At 36.1% G+C, this 21,837-nt stretch carries 21 protein-coding genes and 1 pseudogene; 10 read left to right on the top strand and 12 right to left on the bottom strand.

What is annotated here, in order from left to right:
- Positions 1 to 100: 100 nt before the first annotated feature.
- Positions 101 to 742, top strand: coding sequence for a YktB family protein (locus J2S06_RS05900; protein ID WP_419151648.1), 642 nt, complete (start codon positions 101 to 103; stop codon positions 740 to 742).
- Between the two features lie 98 nt (positions 743 to 840).
- Here the strand turns inward: J2S06_RS05900 and J2S06_RS05905 are convergent, their stop codons facing one another.
- A complete protein-coding gene (locus tag J2S06_RS05905; RefSeq protein ID WP_044747258.1) occupies positions 841 to 1,128 on the bottom strand; it encodes a UPF0223 family protein in 288 nt (95 codons plus the stop codon).
- 280 nt (positions 1,129 to 1,408) lie between these two features.
- Here J2S06_RS05905 and J2S06_RS05910 point away from each other — a divergent pair, with 280 nt between their 5' ends.
- Positions 1,409 to 2,881 (top strand): aminotransferase class I/II-fold pyridoxal phosphate-dependent enzyme, encoded by a 1,473-nt coding sequence (locus tag J2S06_RS05910; protein WP_419151649.1) that lies wholly within the window; start codon positions 1,409 to 1,411, stop codon positions 2,879 to 2,881.
- 113 nt (positions 2,882 to 2,994) lie between these two features.
- Here J2S06_RS05910 and J2S06_RS05915 read toward each other — a convergent pair whose 3' ends face one another.
- Positions 2,995 to 3,123, bottom strand: a complete 129-nt coding sequence (locus J2S06_RS05915; protein WP_044747256.1) for a GapA-binding peptide SR1P — start codon at positions 3,121 to 3,123, stop codon at positions 2,995 to 2,997.
- A gap of 394 nt (positions 3,124 to 3,517) precedes the next feature.
- On the opposite strand from J2S06_RS05915, the gene J2S06_RS05920 reads away from it, so the two are divergent.
- On the top strand, positions 3,518 to 5,050 hold the full coding sequence (locus tag J2S06_RS05920) for a glycine betaine uptake BCCT transporter (RefSeq protein WP_419151785.1): 1,533 nt from the start codon (positions 3,518 to 3,520) through the stop codon (positions 5,048 to 5,050).
- A gap of 50 nt (positions 5,051 to 5,100) precedes the next feature.
- On the opposite strand, the gene J2S06_RS05925 is transcribed toward J2S06_RS05920, so the two are convergent.
- The gene (locus J2S06_RS05925) at positions 5,101 to 5,349 is read right to left on the bottom strand and encodes a hypothetical protein (RefSeq protein WP_044747255.1); all 249 of its coding nucleotides are present in this window, start codon (positions 5,347 to 5,349) and stop codon (positions 5,101 to 5,103) included.
- A gap of 217 nt (positions 5,350 to 5,566) precedes the next feature.
- On the opposite strand from J2S06_RS05925, the gene J2S06_RS05930 reads away from it, so the two are divergent.
- Positions 5,567 to 5,935, top strand: coding sequence for a hypothetical protein (locus J2S06_RS05930; protein ID WP_052659296.1), 369 nt, complete (start codon positions 5,567 to 5,569; stop codon positions 5,933 to 5,935).
- 94 nt (positions 5,936 to 6,029) lie between these two features.
- Here J2S06_RS05930 and J2S06_RS05935 read toward each other — a convergent pair whose 3' ends face one another.
- The 6 genes from J2S06_RS05935 to J2S06_RS05960 form a co-directional block, all read right to left on the bottom strand.
- Positions 6,030 to 7,232 carry an ornithine--oxo-acid transaminase gene (locus J2S06_RS05935; protein ID WP_419151650.1) on the bottom strand — a complete coding sequence of 401 codons (1,203 nt, stop codon included), beginning with the start codon at positions 7,230 to 7,232 and terminating at the stop codon, positions 6,030 to 6,032.
- Between the two features lie 256 nt (positions 7,233 to 7,488).
- A complete protein-coding gene (lpdA, locus tag J2S06_RS05940; RefSeq protein WP_044747252.1) occupies positions 7,489 to 8,898 on the bottom strand; it encodes a dihydrolipoyl dehydrogenase in 1,410 nt (469 codons plus the stop codon).
- A 3-nt stretch (positions 8,899 to 8,901) separates the two neighbouring features.
- Positions 8,902 to 10,203, bottom strand: coding sequence for a dihydrolipoamide acetyltransferase family protein (locus tag J2S06_RS05945; protein ID WP_044747251.1), 1,302 nt, complete (start codon positions 10,201 to 10,203; stop codon positions 8,902 to 8,904).
- Between the two features lie 117 nt (positions 10,204 to 10,320).
- The gene (locus J2S06_RS05950) at positions 10,321 to 11,298 is read right to left on the bottom strand and encodes an alpha-ketoacid dehydrogenase subunit beta (protein ID WP_044747250.1); all 978 of its coding nucleotides are present in this window, start codon (positions 11,296 to 11,298) and stop codon (positions 10,321 to 10,323) included.
- Between the two features lie 3 nt (positions 11,299 to 11,301).
- Entirely contained in the window at positions 11,302 to 12,423 is a 1,122-nt protein-coding gene (pdhA, locus tag J2S06_RS05955; RefSeq protein WP_044747249.1) for a pyruvate dehydrogenase (acetyl-transferring) E1 component subunit alpha, read from the bottom strand.
- A gap of 635 nt (positions 12,424 to 13,058) precedes the next feature.
- Entirely contained in the window at positions 13,059 to 13,730 is a 672-nt protein-coding gene (locus J2S06_RS05960; RefSeq protein ID WP_044747248.1) for a YkyA family protein, read from the bottom strand.
- Between the two features lie 191 nt (positions 13,731 to 13,921).
- On the opposite strand from J2S06_RS05960, the gene J2S06_RS05965 reads away from it, so the two are divergent.
- Entirely contained in the window at positions 13,922 to 14,071 is a 150-nt protein-coding gene (locus J2S06_RS05965; RefSeq protein ID WP_419151651.1) for a YjcZ family sporulation protein, read from the top strand.
- 121 nt (positions 14,072 to 14,192) lie between these two features.
- On the top strand, positions 14,193 to 14,744 hold the full coding sequence (gene def / locus J2S06_RS05970) for a peptide deformylase (protein WP_419151652.1): 552 nt from the start codon (positions 14,193 to 14,195) through the stop codon (positions 14,742 to 14,744).
- Positions 14,745 to 14,963: 219 nt separating this feature from the next.
- Here the strand turns inward: def and J2S06_RS05975 are convergent, their stop codons facing one another.
- A complete protein-coding gene (locus J2S06_RS05975) occupies positions 14,964 to 15,740 on the bottom strand; it encodes a Cof-type HAD-IIB family hydrolase (protein ID WP_419151653.1) in 777 nt (258 codons plus the stop codon).
- Positions 15,741 to 16,301: 561 nt separating this feature from the next.
- Here J2S06_RS05975 and J2S06_RS05980 point away from each other — a divergent pair.
- The 4 genes and pseudogenes from J2S06_RS05980 (at position 16,302) to J2S06_RS05995 (ending at position 19,745) form a co-directional block, all read left to right on the top strand.
- Positions 16,302 to 16,508, top strand: a complete 207-nt coding sequence (locus J2S06_RS05980; protein WP_419151654.1) for a DNA-dependent RNA polymerase subunit epsilon — start codon at positions 16,302 to 16,304, stop codon at positions 16,506 to 16,508.
- A 9-nt stretch (positions 16,509 to 16,517) separates the two neighbouring features.
- The gene (rnjA, locus tag J2S06_RS05985) at positions 16,518 to 18,185 is read left to right on the top strand and encodes a ribonuclease J1 (protein WP_419151655.1); all 1,668 of its coding nucleotides are present in this window, start codon (positions 16,518 to 16,520) and stop codon (positions 18,183 to 18,185) included.
- A gap of 289 nt (positions 18,186 to 18,474) precedes the next feature.
- Positions 18,475 to 19,053 (top strand): annotated as a pseudogene (locus J2S06_RS05990) (ABC transporter permease); the annotation flags it as partial.
- 35 nt (positions 19,054 to 19,088) lie between these two features.
- Positions 19,089 to 19,745, top strand: a complete 657-nt coding sequence (locus J2S06_RS05995; protein ID WP_419151656.1) for a TetR/AcrR family transcriptional regulator — start codon at positions 19,089 to 19,091, stop codon at positions 19,743 to 19,745.
- A 245-nt stretch (positions 19,746 to 19,990) separates the two neighbouring features.
- Here the strand turns inward: J2S06_RS05995 and J2S06_RS06000 are convergent, their stop codons facing one another.
- Together J2S06_RS06000 and J2S06_RS06005 are read right to left on the bottom strand one after the other, a co-directional pair.
- Positions 19,991 to 20,656 carry a potassium channel family protein gene (locus J2S06_RS06000; protein ID WP_419151657.1) on the bottom strand — a complete coding sequence of 222 codons (666 nt, stop codon included), beginning with the start codon at positions 20,654 to 20,656 and terminating at the stop codon, positions 19,991 to 19,993.
- A gap of 166 nt (positions 20,657 to 20,822) precedes the next feature.
- Positions 20,823 to 21,836, bottom strand: a complete 1,014-nt coding sequence (locus J2S06_RS06005; protein ID WP_419151658.1) for a cytochrome d ubiquinol oxidase subunit II — start codon at positions 21,834 to 21,836, stop codon at positions 20,823 to 20,825.
- Position 21,837: the final 1 nt, after the last annotated feature.

Raw genomic sequence — 21,837 nt, forward strand, 5'->3', positions numbered from 1 at the left:
TAAGAAATAATGTTAGGAATTTTGTCGAAAAATATTTTTTTGACACCCCTGAAACGGCTACAACCGTTGATATATCAACATTTATAGAGGGAGGATATATATGGGTCCATTAACCCCTTTTCAACAAGAAGATTTTGCCGTGTTAGAAGTTGAGGGTCTTGATGCACGAATGGACGCAATAAAACGAATCATCCGACCTAAATTAGAAGCGTATGGGCAGCATTTTTCCGGATTTTTAACAACTTTAACAGGTGAAGAAATATTCCCACATGTGGCAAAGCATGCTAGACGTTCCGTTAACCCACCTGATGATACATGGGTGGCGTTTGCTAGTAATAAACGCGGATACAAAAAACTTCCTCATTTTCAAATCGGACTATGGAAAACACATGTGTTTATTTGGTTTGCTGTTATTTATGAATGCCCGATTAAACAGGAATTTGGAAAGGAATTAAAAAATCATCTTGCTTCCATTATGAAAGAAATACCAGACCACTTTGTATGGTCGATTGATCATACGAAACCAGAAATAAAAAAACATGGGGAATTAACGGAGAATGAGTTGCAAACAATGATTGAGCGTCTAATAAATGTGAAAAAGGCGGAATTATTATGTGGAGTCAATATACCGAGAGATGAAATGATAAACCTTTCAAAAAAAGAGTTTATAATGCTAATTGAAAATACTTTTAAAACATTGCTGCCTTTATACCAACTGTCTAAAAAGGTTTATTCGTTATGACAAGTATATGGGTTCATAAAGAAATATTTAATTTACATATTGAAAGTAGCTGGCAAAAGCCAGCTACTTTTCAATAATAATCTATAATAGAGCATACCTTAGCCTTTATTATGGGGGCGAAAGTCAATGAATTCTCCATCATGTGAATCCCGTGTTTTTTTTACAACATGATAAGACGAATATCCACTAACTTCTTGAAATTCTTTAAACATCTTTTTTTCTTCTGATTTACTAGGAACAATTTCTTTAAAACGCCGATAAGCCTGTAGCATATCTTCTCTTTTAATCCCGCTTTCATAAGCTTTTTCAATGCATTCAAAAAACTTAATGACATCAATAATTTCTTGTGTCGTCCAGTCTAATGAAAATGGATAAGAATATTTCATCACAACCACTCCAGTATCGATCAAATTGTGCACCCTTTAAGATTGAGAAGGTGCTTTCCTCATAACCTAAGCGAAAACGCAAGCAAGCTTTTATTATTTTATCAATATATTCCTTTTATGACTACAACGAAATGAACCGTCTCTGTTGAGGAAAAATTTCACCAATTTAACTATTTGTTTGTTCAAAAAATAATCTTTGCAAAAGATAGGGAAAGTGCTATAATTCATTTGTTTTATGTTTACTAGTGATATTCATTCATCATAAAGGTGGGAAAAACAATTGTCACAACATCAAACACCATTGTTTACTGGACTTCTTAAGCACATTGAAAAAAAACCAATCCAATTTCATATACCTGGACATAAAAAAGGAGCAGGGACATCTCCTGAATTCCGTGAATTTATTGGCCACAATGCTTTAGCGATGGACCAGATTAATATCGGTCCATTAGATGACCTCCATTCTCCACACGGCATTATAAAAGAAGCGCAAGAGCTTGCAGCTGAAGCGTTTGGTGCTGATTATACATTTTTCTCTGTACAAGGTACGAGCGGTGCTATTATGACAATGGTGATGGCTGTTTGCGGACCTGGCGATAAAATTATTGTACCGAGAAATGTCCATAAATCTGTTATGTCTGCCATTGTATTTTCAGGTGCAGTGCCTGTTTTTATCCATCCAGAAGTCGATAAAAATTTAGGCATTTCACATGGGATCACGACAGATTCCGTAAAAAAAGCACTTGAACAAAACCCTGATGCAAAAGGCCTTCTCGTCATCAACCCAACCTATTTTGGAATTTGTGCAGATTTAAAACAGATCGTTGACCTTGCACACTCATATAACATACCAGTATTAGTAGATGAGGCGCATGGAGTTCACATTCATTTCCACGAGGACCTTCCGCTTTCAGCTATGCAGGCAGGTGCTGATATGTCTGCAACAAGCGTTCATAAGCTAGGTGGATCGATGACGCAGAGTTCTGTATTAAATGTAAAAGAAGGTCTTGTTTCAGCTCACAGAGTTCAAGCTATATTAAGTATGTTAACGACCACATCCACTTCGTATTTATTGCTCGCTTCATTGGATACAGCTAGAAAGCAGCTTGCAATAGAAGGTCATGATTTAATAGAAAAAGCGATTAAATTAGCAAATCAAACACGAAAAGAAATTAATGAAATTGACCATCTATATTGTGTTGGGGAAGAAATTCTCGGTACGATGGCAACATTTGATTATGATCCGACCAAATTAATCATTTCCGTTAAAGAACTTGGCTTAACTGGCTATGATGTTGAAGTATGGCTCAGAGAGAATTATCAAATTGAAGTAGAGCTTTCCGATTTATACAACATTCTTTGTATCATTACACCTGGTGATACTGAGTATGAAACATCTATTTTAGTGAAAGCATTAAAAGACCTTTCTGATCATTTTAAACATCAAGCGGATCAATCGGTGAAACCCTCTGTTTTACTTCCAAATATACCAGTTTTAGCTTTATCACCACGTGATGCCTTTTACTCAGAAACAGAGGTTGTACCATTCGAAGAGTCAGCAGGAAGGATTATTGCTGAATTTGTTATGGTATACCCACCAGGGATTCCAATCTTTATTCCAGGTGAAATTATTACCGAAGAAAATTTAACGTATATTAAGAAAAATTTAGAAGCAGGATTACCGGTACAAGGACCAGAAGATCCAACTCTTCAATATTTACGTGTGATAAAAGAGCATAAAGCGATTAAATAAAACATCTTCTAAAGGTTGTTTATTTTTACAGAAAAAGCATGTGCTAGAAGCACATGCTTTTATTATGATCTTATACCCCTCAGTTAAATCCCCCATCGTGATACGAATCGAGCTTATTTTTTTTGAAATTTCTTTTCATGTTTGCAATCGCATTGATCACATTTTCCATATAAAGTTGTTACTTTTTCATCTTCAAAAAAACCGATCGTATGATTACAGTGTTGACAAACAATCGTTCCCACGTTCATTCCCCTTTTCCATAATTTTTTAAATGGAACTGTATATATTTATTTGAAAGCGATTTATTGTTTGTTATTTATATAATAATATGTCATATTTTATTCGTCAAGTGTTAATTGTATAACACAATTAAAAATAATGTTAAATAATCGAAAATGTAGTTATGTAATCATTTTCCATTAATAACATGAGGAGATCTGTTAGAAATTACAAATAAAATACTTAATAGTACTTTATTCTTTTTGTTCATACAACCAATAAATGGAAATGATAAATAATGAAAGCCTATACACTACTTTTTACAAGGTTTTTCCTTCACGAATAAGAAAGGAAATGTTACACTAAAAAGCGTCGTCATTTCGACAAAAATAGAATAGGAGGTATTAGCTAAATATGATGAGAAAATTTTCACCTGTATTCATTTTGTCTGTCATTGTCTCATTCTTATTTATCATTTGGGGATCGATTCCTGATTTCCTATTACCTAAATGGAATTTAGACAATGTCACCTTATTTTTACATGGCTTTATTATTGAAAAGTTTGGCTGGTTTTATTTATTAACCGCAACGTTTTTTTTAATTTTTTCAATTGGACTGATTTTTTCAAAGTATGGATCGATTAAGCTAGGGCCAGAAAATTCTAAGCCCGAATACTCAAACTTAACATGGTTTGCGATGTTATTTAGTGCAGGGATGGGAATTGGTCTTGTTTTCTGGGGTGTTGCTGAACCGATGTACCACTACTCTGCTCCTCCAATCGGCGAAGGATTGACAGATGATTCTGCCAAGCTCGCTCTCCGTTATGCTTTTTTCCATTGGGGTTTACATCCTTGGGGAATTTACGCGGTTATTGCCTTAGCTTTAGCCTACTTTACTTTTCGTAAAGAAGAAAATGGTGTCGTCAGCAATATATTAAGACCTCTTTTTGGCGATCGAGTTGATGGTAAACTCGGGATCATCATCAATTTTATTGCAGTTTTTGCAACTGTTTTTGGAGTTGCGACATCGTTGGGCTTAGGTGCGATCCAAATTAGTGGTGGATTTTCCTATTTAATACCAGGGATCGAAAATAACTTTACTACTCAATTAATCATTATTGTGATCGTAACGTTATTATTTATGTTATCTGCCCAAACTGGTTTAAACAGAGGAATTAAATACTTAAGTAATATAAATGTTATATTAGCGATTTCCTTATTAATCTTTTTACTATTTGCAGGTCCGACAAATTTTATTATGGATTTATTTACGACAACACTAGGATCTTACATTCAAAACTTGCCATCGATGAGTTTTCGCATGACTCCATTTCATACGGACAACACTTGGGTACAAGATTGGACCATTTTCTATTGGGCATGGTGGATTGCATGGGCTCCTTTTGTCGGAACATTTATTGCCCGTGTCTCAAAAGGAAGAACTATTCGTGAATTTATTATCGGCGTATTAGCTGTCCCAACGATTTTCGGTGCGTTATGGTTTTCTGTATTTGGGGGTTCTTCTATCTTTTTGGAACATTTTAACAATGAACCAATTTTAGAGATTATGAATGAAAAAGGGATGGAGGTCGCTTTATTTGCTGTCCTTGAAAAATATCCATTAGCCCGTGTTACATCAGGTCTTGCAATTTTATTAATTAGTACATTCTTTATCACTTCTGCAGATTCTGCTACATTCGTTTTAGGAATGCAGACGACGAATGGAAACTTAAATCCATCTAGCTCAATCAAGTTTATTTGGGGAATTATCCAGTCAGGTGCAGCTGCGATTTTACTTTATACTGGCGGATTAGAAGCGTTACAAAGAGCCTCCATTATTGCCGCATTACCATTTGCTGTTATTATGATTTTAACGGTGTTCTCCTTAGTAAAATCGTTACAAAACGAAAATATTGTCCAATACAAAGTGGTCCAAAAAGAAAAAGACTAATACTCTAATATGTTGGAAAAAAGGGCAGTTGACATAGCTGCCCTAATTTTTTATGCAAACAGTAACATATACAATTGCTGCCCCATAAAAAATATGATCATAAATACGCTTGTAAAAAGGAAGGCATATTTGCGTACATGCAGTATGCAGCTCGATATTTGATAGGCAATAAAGAAGAAAATGACCCATATCATCATTTTCGCAAACAAAATATCTTTGCCAGAAAACGATACAATAACCGTAAAAGCACTCCACAATATACTGTGAAAAAATAGGACAACCGCCCATTTTCCCTCCATACGAATCCCCTACATTTCATTTGTTCGGTTTATGTACTTATTTTTTTACATCTTATGCCGAAATCATCCAAAATATTTTTCAATTATGTAACAAATTAGCAATAATCATTGGAAAACACAGTAAATATGATAAAATATCCATAAAATATTTGGTTCGTTCTTACTAAACTATATTTTTTGCAGCATTGAAATGGTCAATGAAAGAGGTGGGGAAAGGGTGCAAAAGGTCACTGTCGCCCTTTTTATCGTACTATTACTTTCTTCATGTAGTCCGTATTCAAAAAATGATAAGTTGAAGGCCATACAATTTGACGATCGCCAAATTGTATTTTTTTCGGATGACCGTTCAATCCATGAAGAAGCTGTTTATTACGATGCTTTACTTGATTTAAAACATGATTTTCCAAGAGAGATCCAAAATATGAAGGTGTTTTACCGGAAGCAAACAGACCACCCACCTTTTGATATTAAAACATACCCATCACTTGTAGTCGTCGAAAATAATAAAATTATTGTCCATATAAAAGGTCCTGTTGAAAGTAAAGACGAGATTGTCCTGCCATTGACAAAAGCGTTGTCAGAATAATCATAGTTTTGGCGATGTAATCTCAGTTTTTGATTAGTCCATATAAAAATACTTCCATTCATGAGTAAGCTCATGAACGAAAGTATTAATCCATTTATTTTGAAAGCACTTTTCGGATCTTTTCGTAAGCCCAATTTAATTCTTCTTTCGTAATGACTAACGGTGGTGCAAAACGAATAACGGTATCATGGGTTTCTTTACATAGTAATCCTTCATCTTTTAAACGTTCACAAAATGGACGTGCATGTGTACCAAGCTCGATTCCGATGAACAGTCCTTTTCCTCTCACTTCTTTGATCTCTGGATTTTCGATTTGTTTTAACTTCTTCATAAAATAATTTCCCAGCTCTAAAGCCCGTTCAGGTAACATTTCCTCTTCAATTACTTCCAGAGCAGCCATTGACACGGCACATGCAAGCGGATTTCCACCAAATGTCGAACCGTGTGAGCCAGGATTAAATACGCCTAAAATTTCTTTATTTGCCGCAACACAAGATATCGGAAATACTCCTCCACCTAATGCTTTTCCTAAAATATACATATCTGGTTCAACACTTTCCCAATCACAAGCAAACATTTTGCCGGAGCGACCTAAACCAGATTGGATTTCATCAGCAATAAAGAGGACGTCTTCACGTTTACATATTTCGTAAGCCTCCTTTAAAAATCCTTCCGGGGGAATGTTGATTCCAGCTTCTCCTTGAATCGGTTCAAGTAAAAAGGCCGCTGTATTTTCGGTAATCGCTTCTTTTAGAGCATTTACATCTCCATATGGAATATGTTTAATGCCAGGAAGCAATGGTCCAAAACCACGTTTATATTCCGTCTCAGTTGAAAGAGAAATGGCCGCCATTGTACGTCCGTGAAAATTTCCTTCGCAAACAATGATTTCGGCTTGATTTTCTTTTACACCTTTTATATCATATGCCCAACGCCTAGCCGCCTTAATGGCTGTTTCTACGGCTTCTGCACCTGTATTCATTGGCAGGATCATCTCTTTATTTGTAATATTTGCCACCTTTTCATACCATGGACCTAATTGATCATTATGAAATGCTCTTGATGTCAGTGTAATTTTATCTGCTTGATCTTTTAGTGCTTGAATAATTTTTGGATGACGGTGTCCTTGGTTAACGGCAGAATAGGCACTTAACATATCCATATATTGATTACCTTCCGGATCATAAACCCATACCCCTTCTGCTTGTGATATTACGATTGGCAGCGGGTGATAGTTTTTTGCACCATACTTTTCAGTTTGTTCAATAATTTGTTTGGATTTGGTTTCAGCGGTCATCCTATTCCCTCCTTCATATTCATGCCAATATGATATGTTGTCAAAATGGTGTCCGTGTAATACTCTTTTCTTTTTCTATTTTCATATGTATTGTTGCAAAAATAATCGCTCTTTTAAAACTATTTTTTCATATTAAAAGTGTTAGTACAATAAGATGAGCGAAAAGTTTGACCTTTTTTTGAGCACTTTTTCGAATCTTAAGGCAAAAGAAACTGATAAAACCCCCCGTCAACAACGGGAGGTTCAAAAACGATAATTATTTGATAATGTGAACTGGTGTTCCAATCGCTACTTCAGCAGCTTCCATTGTAATTTCACCAAGTGTTGGATGTGCATGAATCGTTAAGGCAATATCTTCTGCTGTCATGCCTGCTTCGATCGCCAATCCAAGTTCAGCAATCATGTCAGAGGCATTCGGACCAGCAATTTGTGCACCGATGACTAAACCATCTTCTTTACGAGTGACTAGCTTCATGAATCCATCAGTAGCGTTAAGAGATAGGGCACGGCCGTTAGCAGCAAATGGGAATTTCGCTGCAATGACTTCAATGCCATCGTCTTTTGCTTGTTTTTCCGTATATCCGACTGAAGCAAGTTCAGGCTCAGAGAAGACTACAGCTGGAATGGCCGTATAATCAATTTCTGACGGATGACCAGAAATCGCCTCAGCTGCAATTTTTCCTTCATAGGAAGCTTTATGTGCAAGCGCAGGACCTTCAACTATGTCACCAATAGCATAAATGTTTGGTACACTTGTACGGCATTGTTTATCAATTTTAATTAAACCGCGTTCTGTCATTTCGATACCTACTTGCTCAAGTCCAAGCTCGTCCGTGTTCGGGCGACGGCCAACGGTAACTAATACGTAATCTGCTTCTACTACTTGTTCCTCACCTTTTACTTCAAAGGTAACTTTTACGCCGTCTTTTGTTTCTTCTACACCTTTAGCCATCGCTTTCGTATGGACTTCCACGCCTTTTTTCTTTAAGTTGCGTTTCACAAGTGCAGACATTTGTTTTTCAAATCCTGGGATGATTTCGTCTGCGCCTTCTACAATAACAACCTTTGTTCCAAAGTTAGCATAGGCAGTACCAAGTTCAACACCGATGACCCCGCCCCCGATGATCACCATTTTTTTCGGAACTTCTTTTAAGTTTAGGGCACCAGTTGAGTCGATCACACGATCTGAAAATTTGAATGTTGGCAGTTCAATTGGACGTGAACCAGTTGCAATAATAGCATTTTTAAATTTATAAGTTTGTGCAGAATTCTCATCCATAACACGAATTGTATTCGCATCAACAAAATATGCTTCGCCTTTTACAATTTCAACTTTATTTCCTTTTAATAAGCCTTCTACTCCACTAGTCAATTTTTTGACAATGCTTTCTTTCCACTCTTGAACTTTTGTGAAATCTACCGTTACATTTTCTGCTTTGATCCCCATATGCTCTGAGCTTTTTGCTTCTTCATAACGATGACCAGCATTAATGAGCGCTTTTGAAGGGATACATCCAACATTTAAGCACACGCCACCTAAATTTCCTTTTTCAACAATTGTTACTTTTTGACCTAATTGAGCTGCGCGGATCGCTGCAACGTATCCGCCAGGACCAGCCCCAATCACTATCGTATCAGTTTCAATTGGGAAATCTCCTACTACCATTGATTACGCCTCCATTAATAATAATTGTGGGTCGTTAAGCAAGCGCTTAATATGGTTAAGCGCATTTTGAGCAGTTGCACCGTCGATCATTCGATGGTCAAAGCTTAAAGATAACGCTAAAACAGGAGCAGCCACAATTTCGCCATCCTTCACGATCGCTTTTTCTTGAATTCGACCGATACCTAAGATCGCTACTTCTGGATGGTTAATAACTGGAGTAAACCATTGACCACCAGCAGATCCGATATTTGTAATTGTACATGATGCACCTTTCATTTCATTTGGAAGAAGCTTGCCTTCACGAGCTTTTGTTGCAAGTTCATTAATTTCATTAGAAATTTCAAAAATAGATTTACGATCAGCATGTTTAACGACAGGTACTAATAAACCTTTTTCAGTATCAGCAGCAATCCCGATGTTATAGTAATGCTTTTGAATGATTTCATCTGTTGCATCATCGATGGATGTATTCAGTACTGGATATTTTTTAAGCGCTGAAGTTAACGACTTCACAACATATGGTAAATATGTTAACTTAATGCCTTGTTCAGCCGCAACTGCTTTAAATTTCTTACGATGGGCAACAAGCTCTGTTACGTCGACTTCATCCATTAATGTTACGTGTGGAGCAGTATGTTTGGAGTTGACCATTGCTTTAGCAATCGCTTTACGAATTCCGCTCATTTTCTCCCGAGTTTCTGGGAATTCGCCTTCAAGAACGATAGGAGCTTGTTGTTTTGTTTCTTGCGCTTGTTTTTCTTCTCTTTCAACTTTTGCTTCATCTTGCTGTGCTGCAGCTTGAGCTTTTCCTCCATTTAAGAAGGCATCGATGTCTTCTTTTAAAATACGGCCGTTTTTCCCAGAACCTGTTACTTGACGAATATCAACGCCTTTTTCGCGGGCGTATTTTCGTACAGAAGGCATTGCAATAATGCGGCGATTTGGATCTACTTCCACTTCCGCCTCTGCTTCTTTCAATTTTTCTTCCGCTTTAGGCTCATCTTTTTGTTCCTCTTGTGCAGGTGGTTCTTGATGGTCTTCACCTTTAAATTGAAGGTTTTCATAACCTGGTGCATCAAAAGTTACAATGACTTGACCGACTGTTGCAACTTCCCCTTCGCTCACTTTTAATTCTAATACTTTTCCTTTTACAGGAGAAGGGATTTCTACAACTGCTTTATCATTTTGTACTTCTGCTAATACATCATCTTCGTTTACTTCATCCCCTGGTTTAACAAACCATTTGACAATTTCACCTTCATGAATACCTTCACCGATGTCCGGCAATTTAAATTCAAATGCCACGGCTTTCGACCTCCTCGTAAAATTCGCATTTCTAACTCTTGATGATCCGTGCTTATTTAATATTTGAGAAAGAAATCAGTTTAAACTGATTTCTTTCTACAATGATTCATTGCATTATTAGAAGTTTAATACTTTTTTCGCTGTTTCCAATACATCTTTATAGTTTGGAAGCCAAACGCTTTCAGCTGAAGAGAATGGATAGACCGTATCTGGTGCTGTAACCCGTAACACAGGCGCTTCTAAGCTCAAGATGGCACGATCATTAATTTCCGCTACAACGTTTGCTGCAATACCTGCTTGTTTTTGTGCTTCTTGTACAACAATCGCACGATTTGTTTTTTCAACGGATGTGATAATTGTTTCAATATCAAGTGGGCTTACTGTACGCAAGTCGATTACTTCAGCCGATACACCTTCTTTTTCTAATTCTTCTGCTGCCTTTAATGACTCATGTACCATAGCACCGTACGCAATAATGGTAATGTCTTTACCTTCACGTTTAATATCTGCTTTACCGATTGGAATTGTATATTCTTCTTCTGGTACTTCTTGACGGAAGGAACGGTAAAGCTTCATATGTTCTAAGAAAATAACAGGATCGTTATCACGAATCGCTGAAATTAATAAACCTTTTGCGTCATAAGGTGTAGAAGGAATGACTACTTTTAAACCAGGTTGTTGGGCCATAAGACCTTCTAAGCTATCAGCGTGTAATTCTGGTGTGTGAACTCCGCCACCGAATGGTGAACGAATCGTAATTGGTGCATGCCAACGTCCACCAGAACGATAGCGCATCCGAGCCATTTGTCCAGAGATGGCATCCATTACTTCATAAACAAATCCGAAGAACTGAATTTCCGCAACTGGACGGAATCCTTGTAAACCAAGACCGATCGCAAGTCCACCAATTCCGGATTCAGCTAATGGTGTATCAAATACACGATCTTCACCGAACTCTTTTTGTAATCCTTCTGTAGCTCGGAAAACACCGCCGTTTACACCAACGTCTTCACCGAACACTAATACGTTTTCATCATTTTTTAATTCAGTACGCAACGCATCAGTGATTGCTTGAATCATTGTCATTTGCGCCATGGCTTACTTCGACTCCTTCTCTTTATAAATTTCATATTGCTCTTGTAAGTTATAAGGCCAGTTGCCTTCTTCATGCATAATTTTAATTAATTCCGTCACTTTTTGTTTTGGCGTTTCATCCGCTTTTTTAATTGCTTCTTTAATATCCTCTTTCGCTTGTTCGATTACTTTGCTTTCTTCTTCTTCACTCCATAATCCTTTTGCCTCTAAGAACTTGCGGAAACGAACAAGCGGATCTTTTGCTTCCCATTCATTATCAAGGTCTTTAGAACGGTAGCGAGTTGGGTCATCACCAGCCATTGTGTGTGGACCATAGCGATAGCAAAGCGTTTCAATTAATGTTGGACCTTCTCCATTAATCGCACGCTCGCGAGCTTCGCGAACAGCAGCATATACAGCAAGTGGATCCATACCGTCAACTTGAACGCCAGGAATACCAGCGGCGACCGCTTTTTGCGCTAATGTTTCTGCTGCTGATTGAACTTCAACTGGTGTTGAAATTGCAAAGCGGTTGTTTTGAACGATAAAGATTGCTGGAGCTTTGAAAGCACCTGCAAAGTTAATACCTTCATAGAAATCACCTTGTGAAGTACCGCCATCACCTGTGTAAGTAACGGCAACTGCTTTTTTACCGCGTTTTTTCATACCTAGTGCAACGCCTGCTGCTTGAATGTATTGCGCACCAATGATGATTTGTGGCGAAAGTGCATTTACACCCTCAGGCATTTGATTTCCATGGAAGTGACCACGAGAGAATAAGAAGGCTTGGTATAAAGGAAGTCCATGCCATATTAATTGTGGAACATCACGATAACCAGGTAGTAAGAAGTCTTCTTTTTCTAGTGCAAAATGAGATGCGATTTGCGAAGCTTCTTGTCCAGCAGTTGGTGCATAGAATCCTAAACGACCTTGTCGGTTTAAAGAAATAGAACGTTGGTCTAACACACGAGTGTACACCATGCGTCTCATGATCTCTTTTAATTGATCATCTGTTAATTCAGGCATTGCTGCTTCGTTCACAACTTCGCCTTTTTCATTTAAAATTTGAAATGTTTGAAACTGCTTTGAAATGGCTTCAAATTGCTTCTTGCTGTCAACAACAGCTTTTTTTGTTTTCGCAGCCATTAAAGTCACCTCTTCCTTTCTCTTCATAAATAAAAAGTCAGATGATTCCATATACATAGCATTAGATTACCCTAAAATGAAAAGGTTGACACATCTGTTTCATTAAATAACCCTAATCCTTACCCTTACCTGATCAGAATGGTAGTCGATACCATCATTTTAAAACTGTACTAATCAAAATCTTTAATTTATTAGTACACATCAACTTCAATTCATAGTTTACACATTTTCATAGCTTACGTCAATCTCTTTGTTTTCTTTTAATGTAAACGTTAAACTTCCTTGTATTTTTATAAAATATTTTCATGATTATCTAGACTGTATTAGTACAACAAGTTATACTGTATCACTATTATAGATACAGTTAAATAAAATTTTAAGAAATTTTTTCTTTCTTCCTATAATCTATCCTCTCATCTAATCATTTATCATGTTCACCTTTTTCTTCACTAAGTAAGTCGAGTTTTTTAGAAAAAGGCCTTTTCTAAAAGAGCATTATTGTAACTTTTCGACTGTTATAGGCAAGCTTTACCCTTGCTTTGTCACGCTGTGGCGTGACTTGAACCGAACAAAGTGTTGGAGCTGGTATCCTTTGTACATACTACATGAAATTATTGTATATTCATAAAAAAAAACTACCGTAATAAAGCGGTAGATTTAGATTGTTTTTCGATATTTAATCCTGCATCTTCAAAAAATTTTAGTTTCGCCTCATTGTATTGCTTTGTTTGTTCATTAAATGATTTAATCGTTTCTTTTACTTGCTTATAAGCATCGTTAATCAACTGAATTTGTGCTTCTATTTCGTTAAGGGATAAGTTTTCTTGTTGAAACATTTCATAAAGCTTTTTATTGTATTCAAGAGCTTTAATATAATGTGAATATAACGACTCGTAAATATCATACCGTTTTTCCATCGTTTTTTGCAGTTGAAGGGCTTGTGTTTTTAATGGTTCATCGTTAATTTTGGATATCTCATCTCCAATTTTAGAAAACTCATTTCTCGACTGTACAATGCTTTTATATTCCTTGTTCATTCGATCTTCCAGTTCGTTGAGGACAGAAAGTGCTTCTTCACTTAATTGTTTAATTTTTTCAAATTCATTCGTATTTAATGATACGATTTGATTATATATTTCACTCTCTTTTTTCTCTAATTCAGAAATAGGTTTTTGTTGTTCTTTAAAAGGTTTTTCAAGCTCAACAACATTTTCTAAAATGAAATAGATGTTTTTTTCAGGACTTTGGGACATACACCCTGTAAGTAAAATGAACAAAAAAATGAGATGAAACCATCTATTGTTCATATATAAGCATCCCCCTTATTTATCCCCTATTTCTACTTTAACCTTTGTTGACATCAATGTCATCTTTTTCGATTGAATTATGTGCGACACCAAGGATTGTCTCCACATATTGTATGTTCTTCACGAAAGAAAAATGAGTAAATTAGGCATTCGTCTAATCAAAATGTTGAACTTTTCATAATGTATAGTAAATGTTTTGCCTAACTTGCTCAAAAGGGGGATTTATGATGCATCGCTATCCAGGATATGCTTATCCAACATATGGTTACAACCGAACATTTGTATTAATTGTTGTCTTGTTTATTTTATTAATTATCGTAGGTGCAGCCTACTTGTGTTAAAACAAACTTTTTACAATTTTATTTTCTTGCTCGCATCCAGCGGGCAATTCTTTTATTATATTCTTAAATTCAGTATAATTTGACTTATGTGTAATGAGCTTGAAGAGGAGTGGATTATAACATGATTACGATGAAAGATATTATTCGAGACGGTCACCCAACACTTCGTCAAACCGCAAAAGAGGTGCCTCTCCCTGCATCAGATGAAGATAAACAAATTTTGCAGGAGATGGTGGAGTATTTAAAAAATAGCCAAGATCCTGAACTAGCGGAAAAATATGATTTGCGACCTGGAATTGGTTTAGCCGCTCCACAAATTAATATATCAAAAAGAATGATTGCTGTTCATGTCGAAGATGAAAAAGGAAAGCAACATACATATGCCTTGTTTAATCCTAAAATTGTCAGCCATTCTGTTGAACGAAGCTACTTAACAAGCGGAGAAGGTTGTTTATCTGTTGATCGGTCCATACCTGGCTATGTTCCAAGATATGCACGAATTCGCGTTAAAGCAACGGACATCGATGGAAATGAGGTTGATTTACGTTTAAAAGGATTGCTTTCGATCGTTTTCCAGCATGAAATTGATCATTTAAATGGAATTATGTTTTATGACCACATTGATCAAGAAAATCCATTTAAAGTTCCAGAAAACGCAATTCCAATTGAGTAGTTGATTTAACAAACTTTTAACTTGTAAGAAAGGGCTGTTCTATCGACAGCCCTTTAGTTTGTAGACAAAGTCTTTTTCTAAGGAATTTTTCAGACTGAATGAAAACACATGTCTCGAGGCACGAGCCCGATGAGAAGCGGAGTTACCAAGTCCGGTAATGAGCATTCGAAGAGGGTAAAATAACAAAGAATAAAAGCGTTTGCGCTCAGTCTGAGCCCTTTATCTTTCTAATAACCCTAGCTCGTATATGGCATGTTCGATGCCATTTTCATCTACTGGTTTTGTAATAAAGTCAGCAACGTTTTTCACGCTCTTTACTGCATTCCCCATTGCAACGCCTATTCCTGCAAATGTAATCATTTCAACATCATTTAGACCGTCTCCGAAGGCAATGACATCTTCTTTTTTAACGTGTAAACGTTCCATTAACTTCTTTATCCCTTCTGCTTTTGAACCACCTAATGGAAGAATATCTGTTGAATATTTATGCCATCGAATAAACCGTAAATCTTCATAATGTTGATACAAACTTTCTTCTCCTTCTGAACAAAAGAGTAATGTTTGATATATTTTTTTCTCATGAAAATATTCTGGATGATACTCTGGATGCTCGAATTTTAACGAACCCATGCTTTCATGGATGTATGGATGGTCTTCCATACTTGCTTTCATATCTTCTTCACTCATAAATATTAAAGGATGTTTTGAATCATTCGCATAACTTAACAATTTTTTTAATATATCTATTTTTATTGGATTTTCGTATATGACCTTCCCTTCAAACACAACATATTGCCCATTAAAGCTCACAAACGAATGAATGTTTAACCGTTCTCGCAGCTCCTTAAACATAAATGGTGCTCGTCCTGTTGAAATCGCAACGTGATGTCCAGCATTTTGAAGCTTTTTCACGACATTTTCCGTTGAAAGTGGTAATTTTTTTTCATGGTCTAACAAAGTTCCATCTATATCAAAAAATATAAGCTTTTTCTTCATGTTTATTCCCCCTTTTTCAAGCAGAAGCTTTTTGAAGACTTACTTGTTGACATTAAATAAATAGAAAAGAAAACTAATTATCATATTAACGAATATTTGTCCATCAAACAATAAAAAAACCTCAATCATCACTGTTCGAAAGTCAATTTGTGTAACAAAAAGAACGGATGAAGTACGTCCTTTTTGGATCAAATCATGATTATACAAAAAAGAAATCCCTGTTGAAAAGGAAATGTTAGGCAATATATTCCATGAACACCTATGAAAAATATAAGCGAAAATCACGTATAATAAAAGTAACAAAGAACGGAAAAAGGCAAAAGACTGAAAAAGGAGGGACATACAAAATGCTAAGAAAATTAAAGAAAAAAATAAGAAAACAGTGGAAACATTTATTGAGAAGAAAAATAATTGCCTAAAAACTGGACGTTTAGTCCAGTTTTTTACATTTTCATTCATTTTCCGTTACACGTCTTGATACAAGCTTGGCTTTAGTCGAATAATCGAATATAATAATAAAAGCATATGAAATATTCGGTTATTAAGGAGAGATCGATTATTATGATGTTTAAAGTATTTTATCAAGAAGTGGCAGATGAGCCACCCGTTCGAGAAAGAACGAAATCTTTTTTTATTGAAGCAGAGTCTGAACGTGAGGTCCGTGCAAAAATTAGAGAATTTGGCTATAATATTGAATACATTCAACCGATTAATGATGTTTTCCTCGAATTTGAAAAACAAAGCGAAAACTTTAAAGTAGTGGAGTAATGATTGTATATGAAATTTTTAAAAAGTGATCAAGTAGCGGCATTTGCCCTCGGTGGGCTCGGGGAAATTGGAAAAAATACGTATGCTGTTCAATTCCAAGATGAGATTATTTTAATTGATGCTGGAATAAAATTTCCTGAGGATGAATTACTTGGGATTGATTATGTCATCCCCGATTACTCCTATTTAGTCAAAAATCAAGAAAAAATAAAAGGGTTGTTCGTCACACATGGTCACGAAGATCATATTGGAGGAATCCCTTATATATTACGCGAAATAAATGTTCCAATTTATGGAGGAAAACTAGCAATCGGTTTAATTAAAAATAAACTGGAAGAGCACGGACTATTAAGACAATCAAAATTAAATGTGATAAAAGAAGATGATATCATTAAATTTCGTAAGACATCTGTTACATTTTTCAGAACGACCCATAGTATTCCAGATTCATTTGGTGTCGTTGTGAAAACACCTGCCGGTAATATTGTACATACAGGTGATTTTAAATTTGACTTTACACCAGTTGGTGAGCCTGCGAATTTAACGAAAATGGCTGAAATCGGAAAAGAAGGTGTGCTTTGCCTTCTTTCAGACAGCACAAATAGTGAAATTCCTGATTTTACAATGTCGGAAAGAAGAGTCGGCGAAAGCATTCAAGAAATTTTCCGTAAAGTGCAAGGACGCATTATTTTCGCAACTTTTGCCTCTAATATTCATCGCCTTCAGCAAGTAACGGAAGCGGCTGTAAAAAATAACCGCAAAATTGCTGTTTTTGGCCGCAGTATGGAGGCAGCCATCGAAATTGGTCAGGAGCTAGGATATATACGTTGTCCAAAGGATACGTTTGTAGATGCAAATGAAATTAATCGACTGCCAGCCCATCGTGTCACAATCCTTTGCACAGGAAGCCAAGGAGAACCTATGGCAGCATTATCTCGTATTGCAAACGGCACTCATCGTCAAATTCAAATTATTCCAGGAGATACAGTTGTTTTTTCTTCATCTCCTATACCTGGAAATACATTAAGTGTATCCAGAACGATTAATCAGCTTTTCCGTGCCGGAGCTGAGGTTATACATGGTTCATTAAATGACATTCATACATCTGGACATGGTGGTCAAGAAGAGCAGAAATTAATGATTCGGCTCATGAAACCGAAATATTTTATGCCGATTCACGGTGAATATCGGATGCAAAAAATGCATGCCAAGCTTGCTGTTGATTGTGGTGTTCCGGAAGAAAATTGCTTCATTCTCGATAATGGCGAAGTCCTTGCCATGAATGAGAAGGAAGCATCTGTTGCTGGAAAAGTTCCTTCAGGTTCCGTCTATATTGACGGAAGTGGAATTGGCGACATCGGAAATATCGTATTACGAGATCGTCGCATTCTATCTGAGGAAGGACTAGTCATCGTTGTTGTAAGCATCAATATGAAGGAATTTAAAATTGCGGCAGGTCCAGATATTATTTCTCGCGGATTTGTTTATATGCGCGAATCAGGAGATTTAATCAATGATGCACAAGAGCTAATTGCGAAGCATTTATCGAAAGTTATGGAACGGAAAACAACACAATGGTCAGAGATTAAAAACGAGATTACCGATACTCTTGCTCCATTTTTGTATGAAAAAACAAAACGTCGTCCAATGATTTTACCGATTATTATGGAAATCTAAAAAAAGAGGTGCAACACGCACCTCTTTTTTTATGGTAGCTTCGTTCTCCATTTTTTTCTTTGGTAACTCCACTACTCTTTAGAAGTGTATTTATTAACATAAGTGTTTATTTTGTCTGAATAAACTCGGTTTTATAAATTAGTTTACAATCTTAATAATGTGCAACACTCCTCTTTTCATTTATTTTAAGAAGAAACCCTAAACCCTTTTTTCTATCATGTTAATACCGACTCCCATCATGACAACTCCCATCAAACATAAGATGCTTATTGGATAAAGCAAATCTTGACCTGTCCTTATTGGATTTTTCATTTTCTTTTTCGTCTTTTTAATAGCAGGGGTGTCCTTCTTACGTGAACGAACAAGTGGTACACTTGAAAGACTTTTAGCAACGCCTATACGTCGTCATGAACTCGTTTTCGGTTATGTTATAGGATTTGGATTGTTTACAGCCATTCAAGCAACCCTTATATCAGGCTATGCCATTCGTGTATTAAACATGATGTTAGTAGGGTCCTTTTGGTATGTTCTTCTAATAACTTTACTACTTGCCATGACAGCTTTAACATTGGGTACACTACTTTCTGCGTTTGCCAATAACGAATTACAAATGATACAGTTTATTCCGTTAGTCATTGTACCACAAGTCTTTTTCTCTGGGTTATTTCCACTTGATGCGATGGCAGATTGGCTTGCGTCGTTTAGTGTTATCATGCCATTAACTTATGGTGCTAATGCGTTAAGAGAAATTATGATTCGTGGTAACGGATTTGAAAGCTTCCAACAAGATGTGTATATTTTATTAGCTTTCTCGGTTGTATTTATTATTTTGAATGTCATTGTATTAAAACGATATCGTCGTCTATAATAGAACATCATGTCTTTGAAAGGATGTTCAAATTTATGAAAATTTCTGAGATGATGGAACAATTTTTAAATAAAGATGAAGAATCAAATATGAGTGAAAAACAGAAGAAAATTGTGAAGGCAGCTATTGAAATGTTCTCGGAAAAAGGCTTTGCGGCAACTTCAACAAGCGAAATTGCCAAAAAAGCAGGAGTAGCAGAAGGAACTATTTTTCGCCATTATAAAACGAAAAAAGACCTGCTCATTTCTATTGTCATGCCAACGATCATCAAATACGTTTCTCCATTTTTTGCGAAAAGCTTTGTCCAAGAGGTGCTCGAAAATAAGTATGAGAGCTTTGAAGTATTTATTCGGAAACTAATAAAAAATCGATATGAATTTGCCAAACGAAACTTTCCGATTTTAAAAATATATATTCAAGAAGTGTTTTATCATGAAGAATTGCGTGGAGAATTTCAGAACATCTTTCTAACACACGTTTATGAAAAATTCATCAAAATTGTCAAACACTTTCAAGAAAAAGGAGAAATTGCTGAGATCCCTCCTGAATCAGTTGTCAGAATGATCATTTCGACTGTTTTTGGTTATATGCTTGCCCGGTTTTTAATCAGTCCTGAAACCAATTGGGATGATGAACTTGAAATAGAATTAACAGTACGATTTATCATGAATGGTTTAAAAAATCAAGAATGATAAATAAAAAAATGAGTGCAAACTTGCGTCTTGAAGCAAAATCGTTGATTAAGAATTACTCAAAAAATAGACTTCTCCCGCTATTAATCCTAAGGGAAGTCTATTTTTTGATCGTAAAAAAGAATATGTGAGAAATGGATAGATCAACATCTGTCAAAAGGCATCCTGATTTTCTTCCATTGAAAGGTCATCATGCCTCTAAAGCTTTCCTTTAAAAGAGAGTAATCCATGATTGTATATATTCGTTATGATTCCCCTAACGCTTTCTTTTCAAAGCGATTAATGTCCGTGTCCGCTCCAATTACGATTAAAATATCACCTGATTGAATGACTTCATTCGCCTGCGGGGAAACAATTATTTCTTTATTTCGTTTAATCGCGACAATATTAATTCCATATTTTGCACGAATGTCTAATTCCATAATGGAATGACCGGCAATATTCCCATTTGCTGCTATTTCAACTATACTATGTTCATCCGATAACTCAAGATAGTCTAAAACATTGTTGGAAATAATATGGTGGGCAATTCGTTTTCCCATATCTCGCTCAGGGTGAACAATATAATCAGCCCCAATTTTGGAAAGCACTTTTTCATGATAATCATTTTGTGCTTTTACAGTAATATGCTTTACCCCTAATTCTTTTAACATTAAAGTCGTTAATATACTTGCCTGAATATTGTCCCCAATCGCCACGATCACATGGTCAAAATTTCGAATACCAAGGCTTTTTAATACCGCTTCATCTGTCGTATCCGCAACGACCGCATGTGAAGCAATATTGGCAAATTCATTGACTTTATCTTCATCAATATCAATCGCTAATACTTCCATTCCTTCTTCACTTAAAGCGCGGCAAATACTTCCTCCAAATCGACCGAGGCCTATGACAGCAAATTCCTTCTTCATGTTGATTCCTCCAACAATCAATATATATAACGGTATTTTACCATAATTTGAGTTACTTTAATATGTGTGTCTAAATAAACGTACATCAAAAAAATTTTTCATAAGCTGATTTTATATATCTTTAAACAAACTGACCCTTTCAGCAAAGGTCAGCATTTCGTTCGCATCATTTTTTCCCTTTCACGTAATCAGCGTCAAATAAGAACAATTTCATCAATAGAACAAGTGATGGAATTAACAACAGTAATCCTAAAATGAAAGCAATCGTCAATGCCATTCCCATCGTTTCATTCGTATAAGCAGAATAAACCGTTACATACGGATCTAAAATATATGGCAAGTGTGAGGCGCCGTATCCGAAAAAGGCAAAGAAAAACTGGAGCATGACTAAAATGAAAGCAGTACCAAATCGTTTTTCCTTAAATATGAACCATGTTGCCATAAGGAAACATAAAAGGGATAAGGCAAACATCCACCATAGTTCTATCGCATTATAAAAATGCCGCGGATTATGCTCTCGTAAAGAAATAAACACTAAAAGGCTGGCTAATATCGTTGGTGGAGCCCAAAATAAAGCAAATTTCCTTAAAATATGTTGTGCTTCACTGTCACCTGCTCGATTTGCATAATACGTTAAAAAGGATGCGCTTATAAATAACACGGATACGATCGCTAACAAAACAACGCTCCATGAATAAAAACTAGTAAACAATTCTTTCGCTAAGAAAACAACTGTCCCATCACGTTCCTCTAAAAATCCTCCCTCGGAAATCGTAAGAGCCGTTGAAAGAGAAGCTGGTATTAACAACCCTGTCGCACCATATAAAAACATATAAACTTTACTATCCTTTGATCCATAGTTTCCGAAAGCATAAAATGATCCGCGAATCGTCAACAAGATTAAGGCAATACTCCCTGGAATAAGTAGCGCTGTTCCATAATAGTAGGCTGTTTGCGGAAAAAAGCCAACGATACCAACAAAGAAAAAGACGAAAAAGACATTTGTTACTTCCCAAACAGGTGATAAATAACGGCTAACAATATGATTAATAATGTGATCGCGATTCGTTACTTTTCCGTAAAAGGCAAAAAAACCAGCGCCAAAATCAATCGATGCAACTATTAAATATCCGTATAAAAAGGTCCATAGGACGGTAATACCGATTAAAGGAATATCCATC

The organism is Bacillus alveayuensis, assembly GCA_030812955.1.
Classification (GTDB): Bacteria; Bacillota; Bacilli; order Bacillales; family Aeribacillaceae; genus Bacillus_CB; species Bacillus_CB alveayuensis.

What these genes read in the sequence shown, in the direction of transcription:
- J2S06_RS05900 (WP_419151648.1), top strand. Translation starts at nt 101, where the DNA reads ATGGGTCCATTAACCCCTTTTCAACAAGAAGATTTTGCCGTGTTAGAA.
- J2S06_RS05905 (WP_044747258.1), bottom strand. Translation starts at nt 1,128, where the DNA reads ATGAAATATTCTTATCCATTTTCATTAGACTGGACGACACAAGAAATT.
- J2S06_RS05920 (WP_419151785.1), top strand. Translation starts at nt 3,518, where the DNA reads ATGAGAAAATTTTCACCTGTATTCATTTTGTCTGTCATTGTCTCATTC.
- J2S06_RS05925 (WP_044747255.1), bottom strand. Translation starts at nt 5,349, where the DNA reads ATGGAGGGAAAATGGGCGGTTGTCCTATTTTTTCACAGTATATTGTGG.
- J2S06_RS05935 (WP_419151650.1), bottom strand. Translation starts at nt 7,232, where the DNA reads ATGACCGCTGAAACCAAATCCAAACAAATTATTGAACAAACTGAAAAG.
- lpdA (WP_044747252.1), bottom strand. Translation starts at nt 8,898, where the DNA reads ATGGTAGTAGGAGATTTCCCAATTGAAACTGATACGATAGTGATTGGG.
- J2S06_RS05950 (WP_044747250.1), bottom strand. Translation starts at nt 11,298, where the DNA reads ATGGCGCAAATGACAATGATTCAAGCAATCACTGATGCGTTGCGTACT.
- pdhA (WP_044747249.1), bottom strand. Translation starts at nt 12,423, where the DNA reads ATGGCTGCGAAAACAAAAAAAGCTGTTGTTGACAGCAAGAAGCAATTT.
- J2S06_RS05960 (WP_044747248.1), bottom strand. Translation starts at nt 13,730, where the DNA reads ATGAACAATAGATGGTTTCATCTCATTTTTTTGTTCATTTTACTTACA.
- J2S06_RS05965 (WP_419151651.1), top strand. Translation starts at nt 13,922, where the DNA reads ATGTTTTGCCTAACTTGCTCAAAAGGGGGATTTATGATGCATCGCTAT.
- def (WP_419151652.1), top strand. Translation starts at nt 14,193, where the DNA reads ATGATTACGATGAAAGATATTATTCGAGACGGTCACCCAACACTTCGT.
- J2S06_RS05975 (WP_419151653.1), bottom strand. Translation starts at nt 15,740, where the DNA reads ATGAAGAAAAAGCTTATATTTTTTGATATAGATGGAACTTTGTTAGAC.
- J2S06_RS05980 (WP_419151654.1), top strand. Translation starts at nt 16,302, where the DNA reads ATGATGTTTAAAGTATTTTATCAAGAAGTGGCAGATGAGCCACCCGTT.
- rnjA (WP_419151655.1), top strand. Translation starts at nt 16,518, where the DNA reads ATGAAATTTTTAAAAAGTGATCAAGTAGCGGCATTTGCCCTCGGTGGG.
- J2S06_RS05995 (WP_419151656.1), top strand. Translation starts at nt 19,089, where the DNA reads ATGAAAATTTCTGAGATGATGGAACAATTTTTAAATAAAGATGAAGAA.
- J2S06_RS06000 (WP_419151657.1), bottom strand. Translation starts at nt 20,656, where the DNA reads ATGAAGAAGGAATTTGCTGTCATAGGCCTCGGTCGATTTGGAGGAAGT.
- J2S06_RS06005 (WP_419151658.1), bottom strand. Translation starts at nt 21,836, where the DNA reads ATGGATATTCCTTTAATCGGTATTACCGTCCTATGGACCTTTTTATAC.